This window comes from Shimia sagamensis (assembly GCF_900182745.1).
Taxonomy (GTDB): Bacteria; Pseudomonadota; Alphaproteobacteria; order Rhodobacterales; family Rhodobacteraceae; genus Shimia; species Shimia sagamensis.
The window spans coordinates 382,439-405,424 of the sequence record NZ_FXTY01000004.1 but is presented as its reverse complement, the minus strand read 5'-3'; the positions used below and the strand labels follow the sequence as shown (position 1 = coordinate 405,424).

Below are 22,986 nucleotides of genomic sequence, written 5' to 3'. Positions count from 1 at the left end.
TATCCACAAGTTTCCTTCTTTGTAATGGGAGAAACCGCTTCCCATTCATCCCCCGCAGTGGTGTATGGTGCCCCAAATCGAGTTAAAGAATCCGTGGGAGACATAGGCGCATGGCCGGATCGGTGAACAAAGTAATTATCATTGGCAACTTGGGGCGCGACCCCGAGGTACGCTCCTTCCAGAACGGCGGTAAAGTGTGCAACCTGCGCATTGCCACTTCTGAAACCTGGAAAGATCGCAATACCGGCGAGCGCAAGGAACGCACCGAATGGCACTCCGTTGCTATTTTCCAGGAAGGCCTCGTGCGCATTGCAGAACAGTACCTGCGCAAAGGCTCAAAGGTCTACATTGAAGGCAAATTGCAAACCCGCAAGTGGCAAGACCAATCCGGTCAAGACCGCTACTCCACCGAAGTGGTGCTGCAAGGCTTTGACGGCGTTCTGACCATGCTCGACGGCCGCTCTGGCGGCGACGGCGGCGGCTTTGGCGGCGGTAGCAGCGGTGGCGGCTATGACCAAGGTGGCGGTGGATACGATCAAGGTGGCGGCGGCAATTTCGGTGGCGGCGGTGGCAGCAACCAAGGTGGCCCCGCTCCAAGCCGGGACATGGACGACGAAATCCCGTTCTAAGTCACACCAAAGTGAGACAGTTTCAGAGGTCGCCCTTTCGGCGGCCTCTTTTTGTGCGAACAACACCCGCGCCAGCCTTTACACCACCCCAAACTTCTCCCAATGTCTTGCACAAGTGAACGATCATTCAGCGAGGCCCGACATGAGCGACCCCACAAAATTTGACAACCAACTCTCGGACCGCCTGGTCACCTATTGCGCCATCGACAGCCAATCTGACGAACATTCCACCAGCACCCCATCGACCGAGATCCAACTCGACGTCTCCCGTCATTTGGTCGCGGAGTTGAAACGCATCGGTGCCTCAGACGTGGAATTGACCTCTTACGGCGTGGTTCTCGCAACTGTACCCGCCACGGTCGAGACCGCCCCCACAATCGGTTTTTGTGCCCATGTCGACACAGCGCCACAGTTCAACGCCACTGACGTAAAACCCCGCGTAATTGCCAACTGGGACGGCAGCGACATCACATACCCGGACAACCCGGATCTGGTTTTGAACCCATCTACTTCCGCTTACCTCGCAGGCAAAGAAGGCGAGGACATCATCGCCGCCTCCGGCCTCACCTTGCTGGGCGCCGACGATAAAGCTGGCGTCGCCATCATCATGACCATGGCCGAGCACCTGCTGACCACGCCAGACCTGAAACACGGCAAAGTCCGCCTGGCTTTCACACCAGACGAAGAGATTGGCAAAGGTGTGCACGCCGACCTGCCCGCCGATTTTGGCGTTGATTTCGCCTACACGCTGGACGGCGCTAAACGCGGCACAATGGAGTATGAAACCTTCTCCGCTGACGGCGCTGTAGTCACCATCACCGGCACCTCCGCCCACCCCGGCTATGCAAAAGACAAGATGACCAACGCCCTGCATGTGGCGGCACAGATCGTCTCTGATCTCGACGAGCCCGGCACCACCCCGGAAACCACCTCAGGACGTGAAAGCTTCACCCATGTCTACGCTCAAGAAGGTGGCAGCAGCGAGGTCACGCTTCGCTTCATCCTGCGCGCCTTTGAAATGGACGACCTCGAAGCCCAAGCCACCCGCCTGAAAGCCGCTTGCGCCAAAGCCGAAAGTGACTTCCCCAGTTCCAAAGTTGGCTGCGAGATCAGCAAACAATACCGCAACATGCGCTACTGGCTGGAGAAGGATATGACCCCCGTGGAGCTCGCTCGCGCTGCTATCCGCACCGAAGGCTTTGATCCGGAATCCGTGCCAATCCGTGGCGGCACCGACGGCTCCCGCCTGACCGAATTGGGTGTGCCCTGCCCCAATCTCTACACCGGCATGATGGAAATCCACGGCCCGCTGGAATGGGTCTCTGTGCAAGACATGGCCAGCGCCACACGCATGATTTCCAACCTCGTAAAAATTGCCGCCAAATAACAAAACAGCGCCCGGGGTCTCCCTCGGGCGCTGTCCTTTTCTACCTAGGACAAATGATCAGTTACCGACGCTGAACCCATAGGTCTCAGTCACATAGTCGATATCTTTATCACCCCGTCCTGACAGGTTGAGCAGAATCGATTTGCCCGGGTTACTCGCCGCTTCCCGCATGGCAAACGCCACCGCATGCGCGCTTTCAAGTGCCGGAATAATACCCTCGTGACGGCTCAGCTTGTAAAACGCATCCAACGCCTCTTTGTCGTTTGCCGCCGTATAGCTGGCCCGCCCGGTGCGATACAAATGCGCGTGCTCTGGCCCCACACCCGGATAATCCAATCCGGATGCCACCGTGTGCACCGGTGCAGGCTCACCGTTCTCGTCTTTCAGAAGCATGGTGCGGAACCCGTGAATGTCCCCGTCCTCACCATAGGTGATGGTGGCCGCGTGCTCCCCCAGCTTTGACGATGTGCCCAGTGGCTCCACACCATACAGCGCCACATCTTTGTCCTCAATGAATCCGGCAAACATGCCCATCGCGTTGGACCCGCCGCCGACACAAGCAGCAACGATATCTGGCAAGTTACCGGTCATCTCCAGGAACTGCTCGCGTGCCTCAATGCCGACAATGTGCTGGAAATCCCGCACCATCATCGGGAAGGGATGTGGCCCCACCACCGAGCCGATTGCAAACAGCGCGGTGTCTGCCTGTGGCACGTAGCTCTCAAATGCGCTGTCCACTGCTTCTTTGAGCGAGCGCCCACCAAAGCCAACAGGCACCACTTCCGCCCCCAAAAGCTTCATGCGCGTTACATTGGGCGCCTCTTTGGCAATGTCGATCTCCCCCATGTGGATCTCGCACTCCATGCCAAAATATGCCGCCGCCGTCGCCAGCGCCACGCCATGCTGCCCCGCACCGGTTTCCGCCATCAGCTTGGTTTTGCCCATGTGCTTGGCCAGCAGACCTTCCGCCATACAGTGGTTTAATTTGTGCGCGCCGGTGTGGTTCAGGTCTTCGCGCTTGGCGTAAATCTGTGCGCCACCGCAAATCTCAGACAGGTTTTTCAGGTGTGACACCGGCGTCGGGCGCCCTTGGAAATGTTTCCGGATGTAACGCAGGTCCCGAATGTAGTCTGCTGATTTTGAAATCTTATCATAGGCTTCCGCGATCTCTTTAAAGTGTGGCTCGAGCACGGGCGGCAATTGTGCGCCGCCATACTCCCCAAAAAAGCCGTCACGTGTCGGGGTTTCTTTCAAATACGAAGACATAAGCGGGGGTCCCTCTGGTTACCTTTTCAGAGGTGACCCTGTCCGCTTTGTAACATCTATGTCATGGGACCGATTGCCGCGCCGCTAAACTTACCGCCGTGCCAACTCTTCTTGCAGCAACTGGCGCACCACATCACACGGCACATCCGCGGTCACAAACGCCTCGCCAATCCCGCGCGCCAGAATGAAACGCAACTGACCATCCACAACCTTCTTGTCCTGCCCCATCAGCTCCAACAATTCATCAGCGTCCGGCAGTTCACCCTCAATGTCTTTGAGATCCACTTTCATGCCCATGGCCCGCAGATGCTCCCGCACCCGGCTTGGCGCTTCCTGCGCACAGAGCCCCAAACGCATCGACAATTCAAACGCCAGCGCACAGCCCACGGCCACACCTTCACCGTGCAACAACCGGTCGCCATAGCCGGTGGCGGCTTCCAAAGCATGACAGAAAGTATGCCCCAGATTGAGCAAAGCGCGATCCCCCTGCTCGGTCTCATCACGCACCACAATCTCGGCTTTCATCTCACAGGATCGTTTCACCGCCGCAATCCGCGCCGCCTCATCACCCGCTGCGAGCGCGGGCCCCTGCGCCTCCAACCATTCAAAGAAATTGGCGTCACCCAACATCCCGTATTTCACAACTTCGCCATATCCGGCGAGGAAATCACGCGGCGTCAGCGTGCCCAACACATCGATATCCGCCAAAACCAACCGCGGCTGATGAAAGGCCCCCACAAGGTTCTTTCCCAATGGACTGTTGATGCCAGTTTTGCCGCCAACTGAGCTATCCACCTGCGCCAAAAGACTGGTTGGGATCTGCACAAAGCCCACGCCACGGCGCAAGATCGCTGCCGCAAAACCGGTCAGATCACCAATCACCCCACCGCCAAGCGCCACCACAAGGTCCTTGCGCTCCACGCGTTGTGACAGCAACCACTCAACTGTTTGTTCCAAAAACGCCCAGCTCTTGGTGCTCTCACCCGCAGGCAGCACCAGCGCCTCCATGGCAATGCCTTCCGCCGCCAAGCCTGCTCGCAAGGTCTCCAGATGCAGCGCCGCAACATTCTCATCCGTCACCACACACACCTGCTTGCGTGCCAGCATCGGTCCAATCAAAGCACCGGATTTTGCCAGCAGGCCCGGCCCGATGTGAATGTCATATTCCCGGCCCTCAAGGCCAACGTGTACGGTTTCCACCACGACTTATGTCTCCGCCAAAACATCGGGGCGCGCGTCTAACAACGCCTGCGCCACCCGATCTGCCATTTCTTCGATGCTCAACCCGGCGTCTGCCTTCACCGGCAAGTCCGCCAAGCCATAAAGCGGCACTCGGGCCTCAAAAATCTCTTCCAGCGTTTGGCGCGGATTTTCTGTGCGCAACAGCGGCCGGGTATCTTTGTGTTTCACACGGTTCCACAAGAGTTCCACATCAGCGTCCAGCCAAACAGCCACACCGCGCTCAGAAATCTCCGCACGGTTGCCTTCCGCCAGATAGGCACCGCCACCAGTCGACAGAATGCAGCGCTCTTCTTCCAGAAGTCGGGCAATCACCTGACTCTCCTTTAGGCGGAAAAACGCTTCTCCGTCTCGCTCAAAGATTTCGGCGATGCTCATATTGGCTGCCTTCACGATCTCCGCATCGGAATCGATGAAGGGTACATCAAGTTTGGCCGCTAACGCCCTACCAACAGCGGTTTTTCCCGCCCCCATCATGCCAACAAACACAACGGTTTTTTTCAATTCATAGCTCATCAAATGCCCGCAATCGGCTAAGCCTTGCCCAAAAGTGTGGTTCGCGCATTGAATGACGTGATCTTGCCAGAAAGGCCAGTTATAAGTTGAAAAAAAGCAGGCAGGATAATCGAGGATATTATGGGCAGACTCTTTCGGGCCTTGTTGTTTCTGGTGGTATTGGCCGCGGTGGCCTTAGTGGCATACGCCTATCTGGGGCCAATTTTTGGCGCGGATTTCTCCGCGCCACAAGCCGAGGTGCGGATCCCCTTGGAATTGACGGGGCAATAGGGTGATACGCCCATTCCGCAACAGCCTCGCCGCGCTCTTTTTGAGCACCGCTGCGCTGCACGCCCAAACCGCACCGCTCTCAGCGATTGACTGGCTCGACCACACCCCAACTGTGACCTTGGACATGGGCCTGCCACTCTACGAAGCCCCAGTCAGCGAAGGCGTTGCCACTCCGGCAATCAACGTCAGCCCGCTCTCGGAAACCTCTCAAGACGCGGTGGGCCTACTGCCTTCCAACGTCACCGGCCTGCCCGCCTCGCTGTGGTCAGCCTCTGAGGCCGACACGCTCAGCGGGCTGGTCGCGGCCCAACGCCCGGAAGTCCTGCCCGCGATGCAAGCGTTGCTCTATACGCTTCTGCTGGCAGAGGCGGACGCCCCGCGCGAAACCGGTGTCACCAACGAGTTACTCTTGGCCCGTGTCGACAAGCTTGTCGAAATGGGTGCACTGGAGCAGGCCGAAGCTCTGCTAGAGCGCGCCGGCCCAACCACTCCGTCGCTGTTCAAGCGCTGGTTCGACGTGACCTTGTTGATGGGGCAGGAAGCCCGCGCCTGCGAGGCGCTCATAGCTGCACCACATCTTGCCACAGACTATGCCTCTCGAATTTTCTGCACCGCTCGCGCAGGCGATTGGCGCGCCGCCGCGCTGACGCTCGACACGGCCAAAGCGTTGGGTTTGATCTCAGAGGAATTGGATGCGCTCCTGCTGCGCTTCCTTGATCCGGAACTGTTCGAAGGAGAGCCGCTGCTGGTCGCCGCCAACGGGCCTGATCCGCTCAAATTCCGTCTTTATGAAGCCATTGGCGAAGGCCAAACCGCCGCCCGCCTGCCACGCCCCTACGCTCACGCGGACCTACGCGACACCGCAGGCTGGAAGGCTCAGCTTGAAGCCGCGGAACGGTTGGCGCGCACGTCAGCTCTACACGAAAACGCGCTGCTCGGCATCTACACAGAGGGTTCTCCGTCGGCATCCGGTATGATCTGGGACCGCGTTGCGGCTCTGCAAGCCTTTGATCGTGCGGTCACCAAGCAAGATCTGCGCGACGTGTCTGACACGCTGCCCCAAGCCTGGGCCGCGATGCAGCAAGTCCACCTTGAGGTGCCATTCGCGCGCCTTTATGGCCCAGACCTGTTGCAATTGCCGCTGCAAGGTGTCACCGCCCGTCTCGCCCGTGACATTGCTCTTCTTTCGTCAGACTACGAACGCGCCGCACGCTCCGGTCCACGGGACTTTCTGGCCGGCCTTGCCCTTGGCACCCCGCCTCGAAAACCAACCGATCCGGTGCACCGCGCCATTGCCGATGCATTTCACGATGCGGGTGTTCCGCAAGAAATTTCCTCCATGCTCGCCCGGGGCCAGCTTGGTGAAAGCCTGCTGACCGCCATGGAGCTCATGAACGATGGCGCTGCCGGCAACCTCGGGGCACTGACCGAAGCACTCGCCACCTTCCGCGCGGTTGGCCTGGAGGACACCGCCCGCCGCGCCGCATTGCAAGTGGCCCTCTTGGACACACGGGGCTGACATATGGCCGCGCCCGCCGACATGCTGCAGTGGATCGCCACCTTCCTGGAGGCACAGGCCGCCGAACTGGGCGCCTCCCCCAACACCCAGGCAGCCTACGCCCGCGACCTGCGCGACTTCGCAACATGGGCCACCGGCAAAAAACACACCTTCGACAGGCTCGCACAATCGGACATCGAGGACTACCTCCTCTATTGTGATGCGCAAGGCCTTGCCCAATCCACCCGTGCCCGCCGACTCTCGGCCATCAAACAACTCTTCCGTTTTGCCTTTGAGGAAGGCTGGCGCGGCAACAACCCCGCGGTCCAGATCAAAGGCCCCGGCCGGGCCAAACGTCTGCCCAAAACCCTGGACGTCACCGAAGTAGATGGGCTGCTTGCCGCCGCCCGCGCCCACGGTCGCACAACAGGGGACCGTCTGCGCAACACATGCCTGATGGAGCTACTCTACGCCACCGGTATGCGCGTGACCGAGTTGGTGAGCCTGCCAGTTTCCGCGGCCCGCGGCGACCCTCAAATGCTCTTGGTGATGGGCAAAGGCGGCAAGGAACGTATGGTGCCACTTTCGCCGCCTGCCCGCGATGCCCTTGCAGCCTGGCTCACCTATCGCGACGCCGCCGAAGATATCGCCCGCGCCAAAGGCAAGCCGCCGTCACGCTTCCTTTTCGCCTCCCGCAGCGCTTCCGGCCATCTGACCCGGCACCGGTTTTACATACTTATCAAAGACCTGGCCGTCGTCGCCGGCGTCTCCCCGGCCAAAGTCACGCCACATACGCTACGCCACGCCTTTGCCACACATCTTTTGGCAAATGGTGCCGATTTACGGGTGATCCAGACTTTGCTGGGACACGCCGATGTCGCCACGACAGAAATCTACACCCACGTTTTGGATGAACGTCTGCGTGAGCTGGTTACCACCCATCACCCTTTGGCCAAAGGCGGCAAGCGCAGTTCCTGAGGCAAAACATCCTCTGACGGCCAATATCCGCTGAGTAACGCATGATCATAGCCTTGCGTGAGCCCCGCGTTCTGCATAGCTGCATGAGCCGCCTCGACATCGTAAGCCAATCTCTTGATCTCCGGCACACCGTCGCGCAACACCGCAAACCGTGTCTCCTGCAGCCCATCATGGCTCGGCATACCCACCGCCCCCGCATTGAGCCACCTTACGTCCCCAACCTGCCGCTCAAACGCAATCCCGGAGTGCCCCGCAATCACCAGATCCACCGCCCCAACCAACACTTCCAGCGTCGCAATCTCCTCAACAAACATCGCCTCAGGCGACACTGAAAACACAAACCGAGCCACATCGGTCACACCACCGTGGATTACAGCCACGCGCTTGTCCGCCTGCTGGAACGTCACCACATCCGGCAACCTCGCCATCCACCGCCGCGCCTCAGAGTCGACCTCCGCGTTCGCATGGGCATACCAACCAGCAGACAACAGATCACAGGCCGTGCCCGCCTCAAAACCGCAACCACAGTCCAATGCATTGGCCGCCAGTTGTGCCTCACAATTCCCAGCAACAACCACGACGCCAGCTCGTCGCACGGCTGCCACAGTCTCCGCCGGCTGCGCACAATAAGCCACCACATCACCGGTGCAGATCACATTGCCTTTGGCCACTCCCAACGCCTCAGCCTGTGCCAGAACCGCCTCTGTTGCCTGCAAGTTGGAATACGGCCCACCAAACAGCAGCACCGGCCCCAAAAGCTCTCCCAAATCCTGATGTCGCACTGCCTGCCTCCGCCAAGTCTTTGCCGCAGACTTACGGCCTCACGTGCAAAGCGCCAATCACATGACCGTCAGAAACAAAAAAGGCCGGGGCATGCCCCGACCTTCCCGACATCATCTCACTTGAGACTTAGTCGTACTTCGCGACGAGGGCCTCTTGGGTGCCGTCCGCGACGATAGAATCGATGGCTTCGTCCATACGGGCAATCACGGCCCCGTCAGTGGTTTTGGAGCAAGCCAAAAAGAACTCATTCCGGGAGATTTCCATCGCAATTTCAAAGCTGCCGTCGGCAATCGCAACATCTGCCGCAGATTCCAACGCCACCATATAATCCACACGGCCTGCGCCCAGCTTCTTCAGGGTCATCTCCGCATCCGGTGCCAGGTCGATATCGCTTGCACCCAGACGGTCCAGCAACGCCACGGCAAAGTCACCAGTCTGCGTGCCAACTTTCTTGGAGAGCGCCTGTTCCACAGAAGAAACGTCGCCATTCGCGCCCGGTTTCTGGATCAGGTAGATCGCCTCGGAATACATCGGGCCGGCCCAGTTAAAGCGGTCCTCACGTTCGGGTGTACGTGCAGTGGTGAACACGCAAGTGTTGGCGTCCTGTTCGGCCAATGTAATGGCGCGCGACCACTTGGTCACCTCCATGTCTGCAGACACGCCAGAACGGGACAGCGCCTCGGTGATGATGTCCACACCGTGGCCGGTCAGTTCACCGTTTTCGACGTAGTTGTAAGGGGCATAGTCTTCCGTAAAAAACTTCACGTCCGCGGCCTGTGCAACAGTTGCTGTGGAGAGGGCCAACGCGCAGAGTGCAAGAGTTTTCATTAGTGGATTTCCTTGTTGTATATCTCTGCTGTTGGTTCTCGCGGCTATTTCTGAACGCCGTGTAAATAGGAAACAATTTAACATCGCAACTTTTCAAAGCCCTGCAAAACAACGATAAAAGGCCGAAGCAGCAGCCCCGGCCTTTCCTGATTTTCAACAGTAAGTCGCACCCTAGTACCGTGATACAATCTCAGCCTGTGTACCGTCTGTCATGAGAGAATCCATTGCAGCGTCAATCTCGGCCACAACGGCCGCTGGCGTGTCATGTGAACAGGCGATGAAATACTCATCCCGCGATACTTCCATCGCGATTTCCAGACCCGCGTCCGCTGCGGTTAGCGCATTGGCGCTTTCTTGGCCAAGGATCACATAGTCCAAACGCCCCGCTGCCAACTTCTTCATGGTCTTGTCCAGATCTGGTGCCGCATCCACTTTGGCCGCACCCAGCTCTTCCAACAGATCCACGGTGAAATCCCCCACCTGCGTGCCAATGGATTTGGTCAGCGCCTGCTCCAAAGATGTCACCTCGCCGTTGGTGCCCGCGTTCTGGATCAAATACATGCCTTCCACATACATTGGCCCCGCCCATTGGAATTTGTCTTCCCGTTCGGCCGTGCGAGCCGTCGAGAACACACAGGTGCTTGCGTCTTTCTCGGCCAGCGCTATGGCGCGGGTCCATTTTGTGATCTCAACCGTATGCGACAGCGCCGCGCGCTCTGCGACTTCGTTGATCAGGTCAATCGCGTGCCCTTTGGCTTGCCCGTCCGCCATCCAGGAATACGGCGCATAATCCTCGGTCAGGAACGACACGCTGGCCCCATCGGCCGTCACTACAGTTGGCAGCATAAGTGCGGCACATACAAAAGTTTTCATAGACTCAAATCCCCATGAGTGTTTCAACTGCCGCTCCCCTAGAACATTCACGCTAAAGAACGCTTAAGCGCACCGCCCCCCTTGATCCAACACGCGCAGGTGCCCATAACCTAGCTGACTGACCATTCAGAGGACCCCATGGAGCCAACCACCACATTTGACACCGCTTTCTGGATCACATCCGGTGTGATCTTATTTCTGCTGATGTTGTCTGCCTTTTTTTCCGGCTCCGAAACCGCGCTCACCGCGGCCTCACGCGGCAAACTGCGTGCTCAGGCCGACAAAGGCAGCCGTGGCGCCCAACGCGCCCTGAACGTGACCGAAGACAGCGAACGGCTGATCGGCTCTGTGCTGCTGGGCAACAACCTGGTGAACATCCTGGCCACCTCACTGGCGACCGCCCTCTTCACCCGCGCCTTTGGCGAAGGTGGCGTGGCGCTTGCCACTCTGGTCATGACACTCCTGGTTCTGATCTTCGCCGAGGTTCTGCCCAAAACCTACGCCATCACCCGCCCCGAAGATGCCGCTGCCACTGTGGCCAGCCCCATCAGCGTGATTGTCACACTGTTTTCACCCATCGTCGCCGCCGTGCGCGTGCTTGTGCGCGGTGTGTTGCGCCTGTTTGGTGTGGAAACTGACCCAGACAGCCAGGTGCTTGCCATGCGCGAAGAAATCGCTGGCGCCATCCAACTCGGCCACTCCGAAGGCATTGTCGAAAAAGAAGACCGCGACCGCATCCTTGGCGCGCTTGATCTGTCTGATCGTGTGGTTGAAGAGATCATGTTGCACCGTTCCGGCATCCAAATGATCAACGCCGACGACGCCCCTGCCGACATTCTCAAACAATGTTTGGAAAGCAACCACACCCGCCTGCCGGTCTATAAAGACGATCAGGAAAACATCATTGGCGTGGTACACGCCAAAGACCTGTTCCGCAGCATGTACACCCGTGCCGTGCAGGAAGAGACCAACGCCCGAGATCTCTTGGCCTTCGATTTGACCGAAGTTGCTAAAGAGCCCTACTTCGTGCCGGAAACCACCTCACTGGACGACCAGATGCGCGAATTCCTGCGCCGCCACGCCCACTTTGCACTGGTGGTTGATGAATACGGCTCCCTGCAAGGTCTGATAACGCTCGAAGACATTCTCGAAGAAATCGTCGGCGAGATCACCGACGAGTTTGACGAAGACGCCGAGCACCTGATCCGCAAATCCGAAGACGGTCAGTTCTTGATCGAAGGTGCCATGACCATTCGCGATCTCAATCGCGCCACGGATTGGTCTCTGCCCGATGACGAGGCCAACACCGTTGCCGGTTTGGTGATTCATGAGGCACAGATGATCCCAACAGTTGGACAGGTCTTTTCATTCCACGGCTTCCGGTTTGAGGTCACCGGCCGTGAGGCCAACCGGATAACCGATCTAAAAATCCGTCCGCTCTAAACGGACCTTTTGGCCCATCTCTGCACCGCGCGTGATGGGCCACATCACCAAAATGAATGAGGCTTTGGGCGCGTTTGTCGGAAACAGACTTGCCATGTCGCGTGCAGCTGTTCACCTGTGAAGCATCTGACGCGCGGACAAACTCATGCAAAACGTACACGGTATTCTGATCCTTGTGGCTGCCATGCTTGGCTTCACCCTTGAGGACATGTTCATCAAATCGCTCTCGGTCACCATCCCCGTGGGCCAAATCCTGATGGCGCTGGGTCTTGGCTCCGGGGCGGTTTTTGCCGTGCTCGCCATCATGCGGGGTGACAACCTCTTTGCCCCTGCAGCCTGGTCGCCGCGCATGTTGCTGCGCACGTCCTGTGAAGCAGGCGGCGCCGTGCTCTTTGCCACCGCCCTCTCCCGCGTTGACCTCTCCACCGTTGCTGCGGTGTTCCAAACCCTACCGCTGGTCATCACCCTTGGCGCGGCGCTCTTCTTAAGTGAACAAGTCGGCTGGCGCCGCCTCACAGCCATTCTGGTTGGCTTCACGGGCGTACTATTGATCATTCGCCCGGGCACCGACGCCTTTGATCCCAACGCCCTTCTGGTCCTCGGCGCCGTTCTCGCTGTGGCCATTCGTGACCTGATCACCCGCACCATTGACGCCTCTGTGTCTTCCTTTGTGGTTTCATTTCAGAGCTTCGCATCCCTTGTGCTCGCAGGCCCGCTCCTGATGCTCTTCAACACAGCAGACTACACAGAACTCACCACCTCCCACCTCACCATGATGGCAGGTGCCGTTGCCTTTGGGGCCGCGGGCTACTGGGGCGTGGTCACCGCGCTCCGGCTTGGCGAGGCCTCCGTTGTGGCCCCCTTCCGCTACTCCCGTCTGCTGTTCTCAATCCTCGTCGGCATGGTGGCGTTTGGCGAACGTCCAGACCTGCCCACCATGCTCGGCGCCACGCTGATCATCGGCTCTGGTCTTTTCACCTTCATGCGGGAGCACCGCCTCGCCAAAGCCACCGCCCCGGCCCAAGCTTAAGGAAATCCAGCAAAACAGCGTCCTCCTGTCACTGTTAGCCCTAACCTGTGGAAAAACCACCGTTAGCGCTATCAAACAGCGTTTACTTTTGCCCCCGCCCTGCTATAGCTGCGCCCGACATTTGTAGCCATCCGAGGGATCCTCCGACATGAGCACCATCATTGATATCTTTGCCCGCGAAATTCTCGACAGCCGCGGCAACCCAACCGTCGAAGTTGACGTGATCCTCGAAGACGGCACCATGGGCCGTGCCGCTGTCCCTTCTGGCGCTTCCACAGGTGCGCACGAAGCGGTTGAGAAACGCGACGGCGACAAAGACCGCTACTTGGGCAAAGGTGTTCTGGAAGCTGTGAACGCCGTAAACGGCGAAATCGCCGAAGCGCTGGTGGGCATGGACGTGACCGAACAGGTTGCCATCGACGAAGCCATGATCGAACTGGACGGCACCCCAAACAAAGCCCGCCTCGGCGCCAATGCCATTCTGGGCGTGTCGCTGGCTGCTGCCAAAGCTGCCGCAGACCACACCGCCCAGCCGCTGTTTCGCTACGTTGGTGGCACCTCTGCCCGCGTTCTGCCCGTGCCAATGATGAACATCATCAATGGCGGCGAACACGCCGACAACCCAATCGACATCCAAGAATTCATGATCATGCCAGTCTCTGCGGCCAACATCCGCGAAGCCATCCGCATGGGCGCCGAAGTCTTCCACACCCTGAAAAAAGAACTCTCCACCGCAGGCTACAACACCGGCATCGGTGACGAAGGTGGCTTTGCCCCGGCTCTGGAAAGCACCCGCAAGGCGCTGGACTTCGTGATGACCTCGATCGAGAAAGCGGGCTACAAGCCGGGCGAAGACATCTACCTCGCGCTCGACTGCGCCTCCTCTGAGTACTTCAAAGACGGCAAATACGAGATGGTGGGCGAAGGCAAATCCCTGACCTCTGCCGAGAACGCGCAATACCTCGCCGACCTCTGCAACGACTATCCAATCATCTCGATCGAAGACGGCATGGACGAAGACGACTGGGACGGCTGGAAAGCCCTGACCGACCTGATCGGCGACAAAGTCCAGCTGGTCGGCGACGACCTGTTTGTGACCAACCCAACCCGTCTGGCGGACGGCATTGCACAGGGCGTGGCCAACTCCATGCTGGTGAAAGTCAACCAGATCGGGTCTCTGACCGAGACGCTGAAAGCTGTCGATATGGCCCACCGCGCGCGCTACACCAATGTGATGTCCCACCGCTCCGGCGAAACCGAGGACGCCACGATTGCCGACCTCGCTGTCGCCACCAACTGCGGCCAGATCAAAACCGGCTCCCTGTCGCGTTCCGACCGTCTGGCGAAATACAACCAGCTGATCCGCATCGAGGAAGCGCTGGGTGAAACCGCCGAATACGCAGGCCGCTCAGTATTGAAGTAAGGCCTTTTTGATAGGTTGAAAAACCAAAGCCCCCGAACGCCGTTTCGGGGGCTTTTTTGTCTGGCGAAGACCAACGGTTCTGTTACCCCTGCATCTCCACTTGCTAGCGCGTATCTCGCTTAAACCCTCTTCGATCTTAACACAGGCGATCCGGCCACCTAAGATCAACCGCTTCATCCTGAACGTGTCAGTTCTGAAGCATGCCCAGCCTTCAAACTTTGCTTTGACCAAGTGAAAGCATGTCTGCGAAATTGATGGGCGAAAATCCCACACCAATTTTGTATGTGTCCAAATCCGCTTGTGAATGCGTGAGTTGATCCGTCCGAGCCAAGGTAGCAAGCTCCAGCTGCAACTCCCGAACTCGTTGTACAATGTGGCGAGCGGTCTTTTGTGAGATTCGACGCGTCTGCGTCGAGAACGTCGAATGCGCCGTGTCTTTCCTAAGAAAAGATGCCCGCAAAAAATCCATATTCAGTTGCAAAAGTTTTTGGTGCAGCGGACCATCGCGTCGAAAGTGAACCGGCGCTTGCACGGTAAGGCGAATGACGGTGTTCGGCATCACCTCCGCGAGCCCTAGCTTCTCGAGCCTCCGACCAAGGGAAAACAGCTCGATCTCCTCAAGCTGATATTGCTCACAGATCGTTTCAGAGCTCATACCATCCAAAAGCAACAAGAAAAGGTGGAACGCGTGCGGGTCTTCAGACAGCTGTATCTCCAATCTGTCGCCCAAATGAATAGGACGCACCTCCACACGATTAGCCTCCGTAACCAAGTCATCGAGCGTCAGTCCTAAAACATTACAAATCTCTGTAATGCGGCTAAGCTTACAATCTCGTTCCGAAAACACTCGTTTGACCGTAGGTTCTGACAGCCCCAAAGCACTGGCCAACTCGGCATAGGTCATACCCCGCGCCTTTAGCACGGATTTCAAGACTTCAAAAAGCTCGGCCTGCATATCCACATCCTAATACCATTGCCCTCAATCAAGTGTCATAAACCGATACCAATCGGGAAGTAATTGCCCCTCAAGTATATTCAATCGCATCTTCTGCTCCATATAGACACGGAGTATCTCATGAAAAACATCCTACCCACACTAACTGCCGGAACTCTCTGCATAGCGACATCTGTGCTGGCTGATCCTTCCGGTTGGACCAGCGGCGCTTTTGACATGCCCGAAAGCGCCATTTACGACGAAGCGCGTGATCGGATTGTCGTGAGCGTAATTGCCGGCCATCCGGGAGAGGCCGACGGCAACGGTGCCTTGGCACTACTGTCCCCGGAGGGCGACGTGATTGATCCAAACTGGATCACGGGTCTTAACGCGCCAAAAGGCATGGCGATTTTGGAAAACACGCTGTTGGTCGCGGATCTGACACAACTGCACGAAGTGAACCTTACAACCGGCACACTTCAACACAGCTGGGAGGTTGACGGGGCAGTCTTTCTCAATGACATCGCGTCCGACACGAAAAAGGCTTACATCAGCGACTTCATGGCCAACCAGATTTGGCGTTACGAAGCTGGGGAAATCACCTCCTGGCTGGTTTCCGACACGCTGTCACATCCCAACGGCCTCTATCTGGACGGTGACGAGCTTTTGGTTGGCTCCTGGGGGCAAGGTATGCAGAGCGATTTCTCAACAGAACACCCCGGATCGCTTTTGGCCGTGAACCTCGATGATCAAGAAATCAGCGTCATTGCGGAACAGGTTGGTAACCTTGATGGCATTGCGCGCATTGGAGACAAGCTTTTTGTCAACGACTGGATCACTGGAGATCTGTTTGAAGTGCAGGCGGATGGAAGTGTTGCCTCAGTTGCAAAATTTGCACCTGGACTTGCAGACATCGCCGCTTTTGGGAACGCGCTTCTTTTGCCGTCGATGCTGGAAGGCACCATTTCTATGCAATCCTTCCCCTAAGGTCATGATTTGAAAACAAAAAAACGAGGCGTGCCCCGCACGCCCCGTCCAATCTCTTTAACCACTGCACCAATCCATCCTGACCGAACCGGTCAAAACGCATCCCGCGCCTGCAGCCTCAGTGCAAATGCTCAGACAACACCTCAACAAGCTTATCAATCCGCACCGGCTTGGGAATAAAGCCGGAAAACCCGACCTCATCACATTCCTGCTTCTGCATATTGGACACGCTTGCGGTCACGGCGATGATCTTTGGCCCTTCCGGGGACAACAACCGGCTGATCTCGCGGGTGGCGTCAATGCCGTCCATATTGGGCATGTTGATGTCCATCAGGATCACGTCATACTGCCCGGATTCCGCTTTTTGCACACACTCGATCCCGTCATTGGCAACTTCGCAGTTGATGCCGCAATGCTTCAAAAGCCGCTGCATCACCTTCAAATTAATCGGTTCGTCATCGGCCACCAAAATACGCGGATTGAGGGCAGAAAAGTCTGGCTTGGTCATGCTGCGTTCCTTTTGTCTTGCGATGCGCCACTGCTGGCGGTGTTGAGTTTAGTCGGTATTGTGAGCGTAAACGTGGAGCCTTTGCCCACTTCACTTTCAAGCGTGATATCCCCGTTGGCTTCCTGTGCAATGCCCTGCGCAATCGACAGGCCCAGACCGGTCCCGCCCGCCTTCCGGCTTGAAGAACTGTCCGCCTGCACAAAGCGCTCAAATATCTTGGCCTGATCTTCCCGCGCAATCCCGGCACCGGTGTCCGTGACCGCCACGGAAAACACCGCGTCGTCCGATCCTTCGGTATGCGCGACACTCGCGGCCACATGAACCGATCCTTCGTCGGTGAACTTCACGGCATTGCCAACCAAGTTTACAACAACCTGCCGCAGTCGTTTGGCATCCCCAAGAATCTCCGGCGCGTTTTCAGGCACCTCAAGATGAAACGACAGATCCTTCTTCTGTGCCAATATCGTCGCGAAGCTGGTGGCGTTTTTCAAAAAGTCTTTCACCTCGATCGGATCAGATTTCATGCGAAGCGCCCCGGCTTCGATTTCCCCAAATGTCAAAATCTCTTCAATCAACGCCATCTGGTTGTCCGCACAGGAGTTCAGAATATCAATCAACTCTCTGTCTTCCTCCGGCAGGTCCGCCAGTTCCAAAAGCTGTGCCGCCCCAATGACACCGTTCATCGGCGTACGCAGCTCGTGACTGATGGTGGCAAGGAACTGCGTCTTGGCCATATCCGAGGCCCGCGCGGCCTGCGCTTCCTCTTGTAGCTCAGACTGAATGCGTAGAACTTCTCGCACCAGCGGTCGCGCCACGGTGAACCAGGCAAAAACCGCCGCAAACGACGCAATCACAAACACCAGCACGGACAGGAAAATGGGCAACTCACCTGCGGTTTGTGATTTCCGACTGAGCACCAGGTTCACGTGTTCGAGTTGCTCGGAAGACAATGTGTTGGCCTCAGCCCAGTACGCCTCCAGAGTTGCCGGGTCTTTTTTGCCATCAGCAAAGACCTCAGCGGCCGCCAGCAGGATTGTCCCAATCGAGTTCTCCAAGGAAACCACATCAGCGTCTGCGGCCTCCCATGTATCCTCGTCCTCTTCCCAGATTTCTTCCAAATCCTCGGGCATTTCATTGCCAAGCAGACCCAGCTCTCGGCTCAAGCCAATCGGGTCAATACCTGCCGCCTGCGTCCGATCATTCAGCGCTTGCCTCGTCTCGGAATCCGTCTCTTCCATAATCTCATCGCCGTCAGGGTCCGCAGCCCGCAAAGCCGAGTAATATCCAAGTGCTCGCACAAAGGTCTTTTGAGCTTCCGCTTCATCGTAAGACCGAGATGTCTCCAGCTGCGCAGCGTGGCCTTTCAATTTGGCCACAGCCTCAATCATCTGCCCAATGGTCAGCACATATCGGGATGTGGCAGCTGCGGACTGATGAAAGAAAATCGAGGCGGCGCTGGCGATAAACATTGGAACCAGCAGAACAGCGATCGTAGCAAAAAGCCTACGCCTTAGGTGACTTTGATGGATAGAGCCCACTTTTGTGCCCGTATCCTCTTTAGTGCTGTTCATTTCGGTCTCCGTGACTCTCTGAATCTTCAATAAATTTGGCACGCGGTTTTTTGTTGGTAGGCAACGCATGTTTCGAAACCATTAACCTTTGCCCAAAAAGCCATGTTTCGGCATCCCCTTTCCCAAAAGGCACACACTTTGCCATCAGAAATTGAAATCTCAAACAAGCAGAGACGTTTATGGAGAGTTGACCGCCTCCCCGCCTGCCCCTCCTCACGCCTTCGTGACCCCAATGTGTGTTGACCTCCCCCCACTGGAACCTGTCACACCGTGTTCAAACAAAACCACGAGGCGCGCATGGCACATCCCCCCAAATCTATCCAATTCACACGTCGATCTTTCCTGATCAGCGGCGCGCTCACCCCCTTTGTGGCAGCTGCCCCCGCTCTGGCGCTCACCGAAGCGGAGCCAGAGCCATCTGTGCAGCGCAACGTTTCTTCCTTCCGCACCCACGCATGGGAAGACCATTTTGACACGCTCGGTGTTGGTCTGATCATCTCCGACACCACCACCCGCGTGCTGCAGCACTGGACGGCGGATGGCGAGATGCGCATCTACCCCACCTCCGTTCCTCTCACCGACGAGCTGACCAAACGCGGCTATACCGAAGTCACCGAGAAACGCGCCAATCCCGGCTGGGCGCCCACGCCGTCGATGCGGGAGCGCAACCCCGAATGGCCGCCCTATGTGAAAGGGGGCGATCCCTCCAACCCGCTCGGAACCCGCGCGCTATATCTGTCGTGGCAGTACTACCGCATCCACGGCACCCACGACACGCGCAAGATTGGCCGCCGCTCCTCCAACGGCTGCATCGGCCTCTACAACGAGCACATCGAAGAGGTGTTTGACCGCACCAAAACCGGCACCAAAGTCAAATTGATCTGATCCTACAAAATGACCAAACCTCTCGCCATTGCAGGCGTGGTGCTGGCTCTGGGCGCGACCACTTTTGCCGCGCTCCAGTTTCAGCCCACCCCGGCCCAGCCAACCACCGTATCCGAAACCGCCGCCACCAGCGCCATGGTGGCCGTCAAGCAGCCCGCCGCTCACAATGAGCTGGCGCAACTGGGCAAGCGCGCCTTTGAGGCCACCTGCGCCACCTGCCACGTCGACAACGCTGCAGGCCAGGACGGCGTCGCCCCACCACTGGTGCACAAAATCTATGAGCCCGGCCACCACTCGGACATGGCCTTCTTCATGGCCGTCGACAACGGCGTGCGCGCCCATCATTGGGCCTTTGGCAACATGCCCCCTGTGGCGGGCTTGACCAAAGGCGACGTGAAAGCCATCGTGGCTTACGTCCGCGAGCTGCAACGCGAAAACGGCATTTTTTAAACGCCGCGCCAGAAAAACACCCAATCAAACACCCTGTAAGAGTACCCGTATGCCTCTCACCCGCCGCCAGTTCCTCGCCAGCACCGCCGCCCTCGCCCTATCACCAAAAACCAGCTTTGCGGCCACCTCCCCGGTGATCGAAGCCACCACAGGCCACGTGCAGCTGATTGACGCGGAGTTTGGCGATTACCCACAAACCGAGATCTGGGGCTACAACGGGTCGGTGCCGGGTCCGCTCCTGCGCTTCAAGCAGGGCGACACGCTCAAGCAAGAGCTGCTCAACAGCCTGCCCAGCCCCACGGCGATCCACTGGCACGGCATCCGCCTGCCCAACGCCATGGACGGCGTGCCTGGCATGACCCAGAACGCGGTGCCCACCGGTGCGCGGTTTCACTACGAATTCCCGCTCAAAGACGCCGGCACCTACTGGTATCACTCCCACAACCAATCGACAGAACAGGTCGCCCGCGGCCTCTATGGTGTGGTTGTGGTTGACGAAAACAACGCACCAGACGTGGACCATGACATCGTGGTGGTGCTGGACGATTGGCGCCTCAGTGACGACGCCCAAGTCACCGACGATTTTGGCGCCATGCACGATTGGACCCACGCCGGACGGCTGGGCAACTACATCCACGCGCAGCTCTCCGAGCAGCCGGACTCCGTGCCCGAAAACGCCCGCCTGCGCCTGCGCTTTGTCAACGTCGCTACCGACCGTGTGATCACCGTCTCCGTACAAGGCGGCGACGGCAAGCTGATCGCCCGCGATGGCATGCCACTGGAGACCCCCGAACCGATCGACGCCATGTCCTTTGGCCCAGCCGAGCGCGCCGACATCCTCATCGATACCAAAGCCAACGAGGCCAATGCCGTGCAGATCGTCCTGCACGAAGGCGACACGGGATACTTGCTCAAAGAAATCCCTATTGCTGGCTCCCAACCCGCCCGCGAGGCGATCCGCCCGCTGCCCGCCAATCCCATGCCCCGCCTCACCGACCTGACTGACGCCTTGACCGTGCCCCTGCATATGGAAGGCGGCGCCATGGGCGGCTTGCGCGAAGCCACCTATGAAGGCGAAACACTGGACATGCGCAGCTTGGTCGACAAGGGCCAGGTCTGGGCTTTCAATGGGCAAGCCGGGCTGAGCGAAACGCCGCTGGTCGAGGTCCCCCAGGGCCAGATCGTCCGCATTCCGATGCAAAACGACACTTCCTTTCCCCACGCCATGCACTTGCACGGCACTCATTTTCAGGAAGTCCTGCCCGACGGCAGCTTTGGACCACTCAAAGACACGCTCTTGATGCTACCGCGGGAGTCCCGCGAGATCGCCTTCATCGCAGGCGCGCCGGGCAAATGGCTGATGCATTGCCACATGTTATCCCATGCTGCCGCAGGAATGCGCACCTGGATTAAAGTGGTGTGAGCGGAAAACTTCCCCAATACAACGTGCATCACTGACCCCGTCGCGTGATGTATCAAATTTTTCTCGATCGATCCCTTGAGAAACCCACACAATCAAAGCAAGTATTCATGAGGAACAACTCACCTTATTGGCCATATTAGAATACATGTTTTTTAGGACCTCCCCCGACCAGCTACGCCGGCCCTTCCTGCGCGCCTCCCTGATATCGTTAGCAGGCATTTTTTCCGCCCTCAACACCTCTGCACAGGCGCAAGATATCTTCCCAGTTACGGACAAAGGAGGCTTGCACGGTGCATATGTGGTGCCCATTGAAGACTTCAACCGGGTGGATGTGCAGCTGATCGTCCTGTCCGGTGCCTACGATGATCCGGACCCTTCAGGCACCGCCCATTTGACTGAACACCTCACCGCTTTTTCTGCGGATGCCACCATCCTCAAAGAAGTGCGGGAACGCGACTTGAATGCCAGCACATTTAATGCGGCCACTGTCTACACCAACTCCGGCTCGCCAGAGGAGTTGGAAACCCTTCTACGCCTGTCCAGGGCGGTTCTGGACACCCCCGTTCTTCCAGACGATTTTGCACAAAGCGAAATCGATATTGTCGCGCGTGAGACGTTCTTACGGGAGCGTCAGTACGATGGTCACCGTCATTGATCGCCCCGACGTCACCCTTGCAGCGCTTTACCTCACCGCTAGCTTGCGCCTTATGCAAATGACTTGGCACTCCACAGCGCTCACCGATGGCACCGCGGCGGCCTGGCAAAACGCCAGCACAGGTCCCACGGTTGTCTTCCACCACGCCACCGCGCTTGGTCCGCGCTGTTATGCACCATTCCTCTCAAACCTCGGCACCACCTACCACCTCAAAGCCCTCGCCATGCGGACCCTGTGGCAAGACGCCCCGCCTCCCAATCGAAAACGCGAATGGGACCTCTTTGCGGACGATCTGATCGAATGGATCGAGGCCACACAAGATACCCCCATACTCGCCATGGGCCACTCCATCGGTGCGGCAACCACCGCGATGGCGGCCGTCAAACGCCCCGATCTGTTCAAAGGTCTCGTGCTGATCGAGCCCTCCGGCGTGACCCGCCGTATCCGCCTGCTACTGAAAATGATCCCCTACCGCCTGCGCCAATCCAAAGGCCCCGCCGCCGAGGTGCTCAACGGCCCAACCCATTGGCCACACTTAGAGGCAGCCTTCGCCTATTATCGCGCCTCCAAGGCCTACCGCCGATTTGACGATGCCACATTACGCGGCCTGATCGACGCGCTCACTGTCGCAACGGACACCGGCATCAGACTGGAATACCCGCGCAACTGGGAGGCCCATCTCTACGCCACCCCACCGCTGATTCTGCCAACCCTCAAGCGCCTCTGCGTGCCCACCGAGGTCATCATCGGCAAGCCTTCCCTGTTCATGGACCCTTCGATCGCCCGCAGCCTGCGCGACAGCCGCCCGGACATGACGTTCCAGTCCCTACCCGACTACGGCCATCTGCTCCCACTGGAAGCCCCCACACAAGTTGCCGCCGCCGCCCGCACCGCCCTCGACCGGTTGGCCTAACAACTTCTCGCTTGCCCCCACAGCCTCGACCTGCCCCTATGTCGCCAACAAACGACAACGGACGCAGCCCATGACCGCAGATCAGATCATCGCGCACCTGAACCTGACCCCGCCCCCCGAAGGCGGCCACTACCGCCAGACCTGGATTGCCGAGAGCGTAGACGGCGCACGCCCGGCTGGCACCTCGATCTATTTCTTGCTGAAGGCGGGTGAGACCTCGCACTGGCACCGCGTCGATGCCGCCGAAATCTGGCACTACTACGCCGGTGCCCCCCTGATCCTATCGCTTGCGGAAACCGACCAAGGCCCGGCCACCGACCACGTGCTTGGCCCAGACCTCGCCGCAGGCCAATTCCCACAACACATCGTGCCCAAAGACCACTGGCAAGCTGCCCGCAGCACCGGCGATTGGACCCTAGTAGGCTGCACCGTCTCCCCAGCATTTCATTTCGAAGGCTTTGAACTGGCAGCCCCGGATTTTGACATCCCGCGCTGAT

24 protein-coding genes are annotated in these 22,986 nt (G+C 58.3%); 15 read left to right on the top strand and 9 right to left on the bottom strand.

The window, feature by feature from the left end; genetic code table 11:
- Nucleotides 1–110: 110 nt before the first annotated feature.
- Entirely contained in the window at nt 111–629 is a 519-nt protein-coding gene (gene ssb, locus QOL67_RS12795; RefSeq protein WP_283426355.1) for a single-stranded DNA-binding protein, read from the top strand.
- A gap of 142 nt (nt 630–771) precedes the next feature.
- A complete protein-coding gene (gene pepT, locus QOL67_RS12790; RefSeq protein WP_283426354.1) occupies nt 772–2,016 on the top strand; it encodes a peptidase T in 1,245 nt (414 codons plus the stop codon).
- 57 nt (nt 2,017–2,073) lie between these two features.
- Here the strand turns inward: pepT and trpB are convergent, their stop codons facing one another.
- From trpB to QOL67_RS12775, 3 genes are all read right to left on the bottom strand, one after another.
- Nucleotides 2,074–3,282, bottom strand: coding sequence for a tryptophan synthase subunit beta (gene trpB, locus QOL67_RS12785; protein ID WP_283426353.1), 1,209 nt, complete (start codon nt 3,280–3,282; stop codon nt 2,074–2,076).
- Nucleotides 3,283–3,372: 90 nt separating this feature from the next.
- Nucleotides 3,373–4,485: a 3-dehydroquinate synthase gene (gene aroB / locus QOL67_RS12780; protein ID WP_283426352.1), complete on the bottom strand. Its 1,113-nt coding sequence runs from the start codon at nt 4,483–4,485 to the stop codon at nt 3,373–3,375.
- 3 nt (nt 4,486–4,488) lie between these two features.
- Nucleotides 4,489–5,037: a shikimate kinase gene (locus QOL67_RS12775; protein ID WP_283426351.1), complete on the bottom strand. Its 549-nt coding sequence runs from the start codon at nt 5,035–5,037 to the stop codon at nt 4,489–4,491.
- 120 nt (nt 5,038–5,157) lie between these two features.
- Between QOL67_RS12775 and QOL67_RS12770 the strand changes: the two genes are divergently transcribed.
- The 3 genes from QOL67_RS12770 to QOL67_RS12760 are packed head-to-tail and all read left to right on the top strand — an operon-like array spanning nt 5,158 to nt 7,783.
- Entirely contained in the window at nt 5,158–5,307 is a 150-nt protein-coding gene (locus QOL67_RS12770; RefSeq protein WP_283426350.1) for a hypothetical protein, read from the top strand.
- A 1-nt stretch (nt 5,308) separates the two neighbouring features.
- Nucleotides 5,309–6,826 (top strand): hypothetical protein, encoded by a 1,518-nt coding sequence (locus tag QOL67_RS12765; protein ID WP_283426349.1) that lies wholly within the window; start codon nt 5,309–5,311, stop codon nt 6,824–6,826.
- Nucleotides 6,827–6,829: 3 nt separating this feature from the next.
- Nucleotides 6,830–7,783: a site-specific tyrosine recombinase XerD gene (locus QOL67_RS12760; RefSeq protein WP_283426348.1), complete on the top strand. Its 954-nt coding sequence runs from the start codon at nt 6,830–6,832 to the stop codon at nt 7,781–7,783.
- On the opposite strand, the gene QOL67_RS12755 is transcribed toward QOL67_RS12760, so the two are convergent.
- The 3 genes from QOL67_RS12755 to QOL67_RS12745 all read right to left on the bottom strand — a co-directional run bounded on the left by QOL67_RS12755 (nt 7,747) and on the right by QOL67_RS12745 (nt 10,267).
- Nucleotides 7,747–8,565, bottom strand: coding sequence for a metallophosphoesterase family protein (locus QOL67_RS12755; protein WP_283426347.1), 819 nt, complete (start codon nt 8,563–8,565; stop codon nt 7,747–7,749). The genes QOL67_RS12760 and QOL67_RS12755 overlap by 37 nt on opposite strands.
- 127 nt (nt 8,566–8,692) lie before the next feature.
- Nucleotides 8,693–9,394 carry a substrate-binding periplasmic protein gene (locus tag QOL67_RS12750; RefSeq protein ID WP_283426346.1) on the bottom strand — a complete coding sequence of 234 codons (702 nt, stop codon included), beginning with the start codon at nt 9,392–9,394 and terminating at the stop codon, nt 8,693–8,695.
- Nucleotides 9,395–9,565: 171 nt separating this feature from the next.
- The gene (locus QOL67_RS12745; protein ID WP_283426345.1) at nt 9,566–10,267 is read right to left on the bottom strand and encodes a substrate-binding periplasmic protein; all 702 of its coding nucleotides are present in this window, start codon (nt 10,265–10,267) and stop codon (nt 9,566–9,568) included.
- A gap of 138 nt (nt 10,268–10,405) precedes the next feature.
- Here QOL67_RS12745 and QOL67_RS12740 point away from each other — a divergent pair, with 138 nt between their 5' ends.
- The 3 genes from QOL67_RS12740 to eno all read left to right on the top strand — a co-directional run bounded on the left by QOL67_RS12740 (nt 10,406) and on the right by eno (nt 14,163).
- Nucleotides 10,406–11,710: an HlyC/CorC family transporter gene (locus QOL67_RS12740; protein ID WP_283426344.1), complete on the top strand. Its 1,305-nt coding sequence runs from the start codon at nt 10,406–10,408 to the stop codon at nt 11,708–11,710.
- 145 nt (nt 11,711–11,855) lie between these two features.
- The gene (locus QOL67_RS12735) at nt 11,856–12,740 is read left to right on the top strand and encodes a DMT family transporter (RefSeq protein WP_283426343.1); all 885 of its coding nucleotides are present in this window, start codon (nt 11,856–11,858) and stop codon (nt 12,738–12,740) included.
- Between the two features lie 148 nt (nt 12,741–12,888).
- Nucleotides 12,889–14,163 (top strand): phosphopyruvate hydratase, encoded by a 1,275-nt coding sequence (gene eno / locus QOL67_RS12730; protein WP_283426342.1) that lies wholly within the window; start codon nt 12,889–12,891, stop codon nt 14,161–14,163.
- A 211-nt stretch (nt 14,164–14,374) separates the two neighbouring features.
- Here eno and QOL67_RS12725 read toward each other — a convergent pair whose 3' ends face one another.
- Complete coding sequence (locus QOL67_RS12725; protein WP_283426341.1) at nt 14,375–15,118, bottom strand: helix-turn-helix domain-containing protein; 744 nt, start codon at nt 15,116–15,118, stop codon at nt 14,375–14,377.
- Between the two features lie 120 nt (nt 15,119–15,238).
- Between QOL67_RS12725 and QOL67_RS12720 the strand changes: the two genes are divergently transcribed.
- A complete protein-coding gene (locus QOL67_RS12720; RefSeq protein WP_283426340.1) occupies nt 15,239–16,084 on the top strand; it encodes a hypothetical protein in 846 nt (281 codons plus the stop codon).
- Between the two features lie 118 nt (nt 16,085–16,202).
- On the opposite strand, the gene QOL67_RS12715 is transcribed toward QOL67_RS12720, so the two are convergent.
- A complete protein-coding gene (locus QOL67_RS12715) occupies nt 16,203–16,592 on the bottom strand; it encodes a response regulator (RefSeq protein ID WP_283426339.1) in 390 nt (129 codons plus the stop codon).
- A complete protein-coding gene (locus tag QOL67_RS12710) occupies nt 16,589–18,163 on the bottom strand; it encodes a sensor histidine kinase (RefSeq protein ID WP_283426338.1) in 1,575 nt (524 codons plus the stop codon). The genes QOL67_RS12715 and QOL67_RS12710 overlap by 4 nt, the downstream gene beginning before the upstream one ends.
- Before the next feature lie 297 nt (nt 18,164–18,460).
- Here QOL67_RS12710 and QOL67_RS12705 point away from each other — a divergent pair, with 297 nt between their 5' ends.
- From QOL67_RS12705 to QOL67_RS12680, 6 genes are all read left to right on the top strand, one after another.
- Complete coding sequence (locus QOL67_RS12705; RefSeq protein ID WP_283426337.1) at nt 18,461–19,048, top strand: L,D-transpeptidase family protein; 588 nt, start codon at nt 18,461–18,463, stop codon at nt 19,046–19,048.
- Nucleotides 19,049–19,057: 9 nt separating this feature from the next.
- Complete coding sequence (locus QOL67_RS12700) at nt 19,058–19,498, top strand: c-type cytochrome (RefSeq protein ID WP_283426336.1); 441 nt, start codon at nt 19,058–19,060, stop codon at nt 19,496–19,498.
- 49 nt (nt 19,499–19,547) lie between these two features.
- A complete protein-coding gene (locus QOL67_RS12695) occupies nt 19,548–20,921 on the top strand; it encodes a multicopper oxidase family protein (RefSeq protein WP_283426335.1) in 1,374 nt (457 codons plus the stop codon).
- Nucleotides 20,922–21,204: 283 nt separating this feature from the next.
- Nucleotides 21,205–21,576 (top strand): peptidase M16 family protein, encoded by a 372-nt coding sequence (locus QOL67_RS12690; protein ID WP_283426334.1) that lies wholly within the window; start codon nt 21,205–21,207, stop codon nt 21,574–21,576.
- Nucleotides 21,560–22,489 (top strand): alpha/beta fold hydrolase, encoded by a 930-nt coding sequence (locus QOL67_RS12685; RefSeq protein ID WP_283426333.1) that lies wholly within the window; start codon nt 21,560–21,562, stop codon nt 22,487–22,489. Before QOL67_RS12690 ends, QOL67_RS12685 begins: the two co-directional genes overlap by 17 nt.
- A 70-nt stretch (nt 22,490–22,559) precedes the next feature.
- Entirely contained in the window at nt 22,560–22,985 is a 426-nt protein-coding gene (locus QOL67_RS12680) for a cupin domain-containing protein (protein WP_283426332.1), read from the top strand.
- Nucleotide 22,986: the final 1 nt, after the last annotated feature.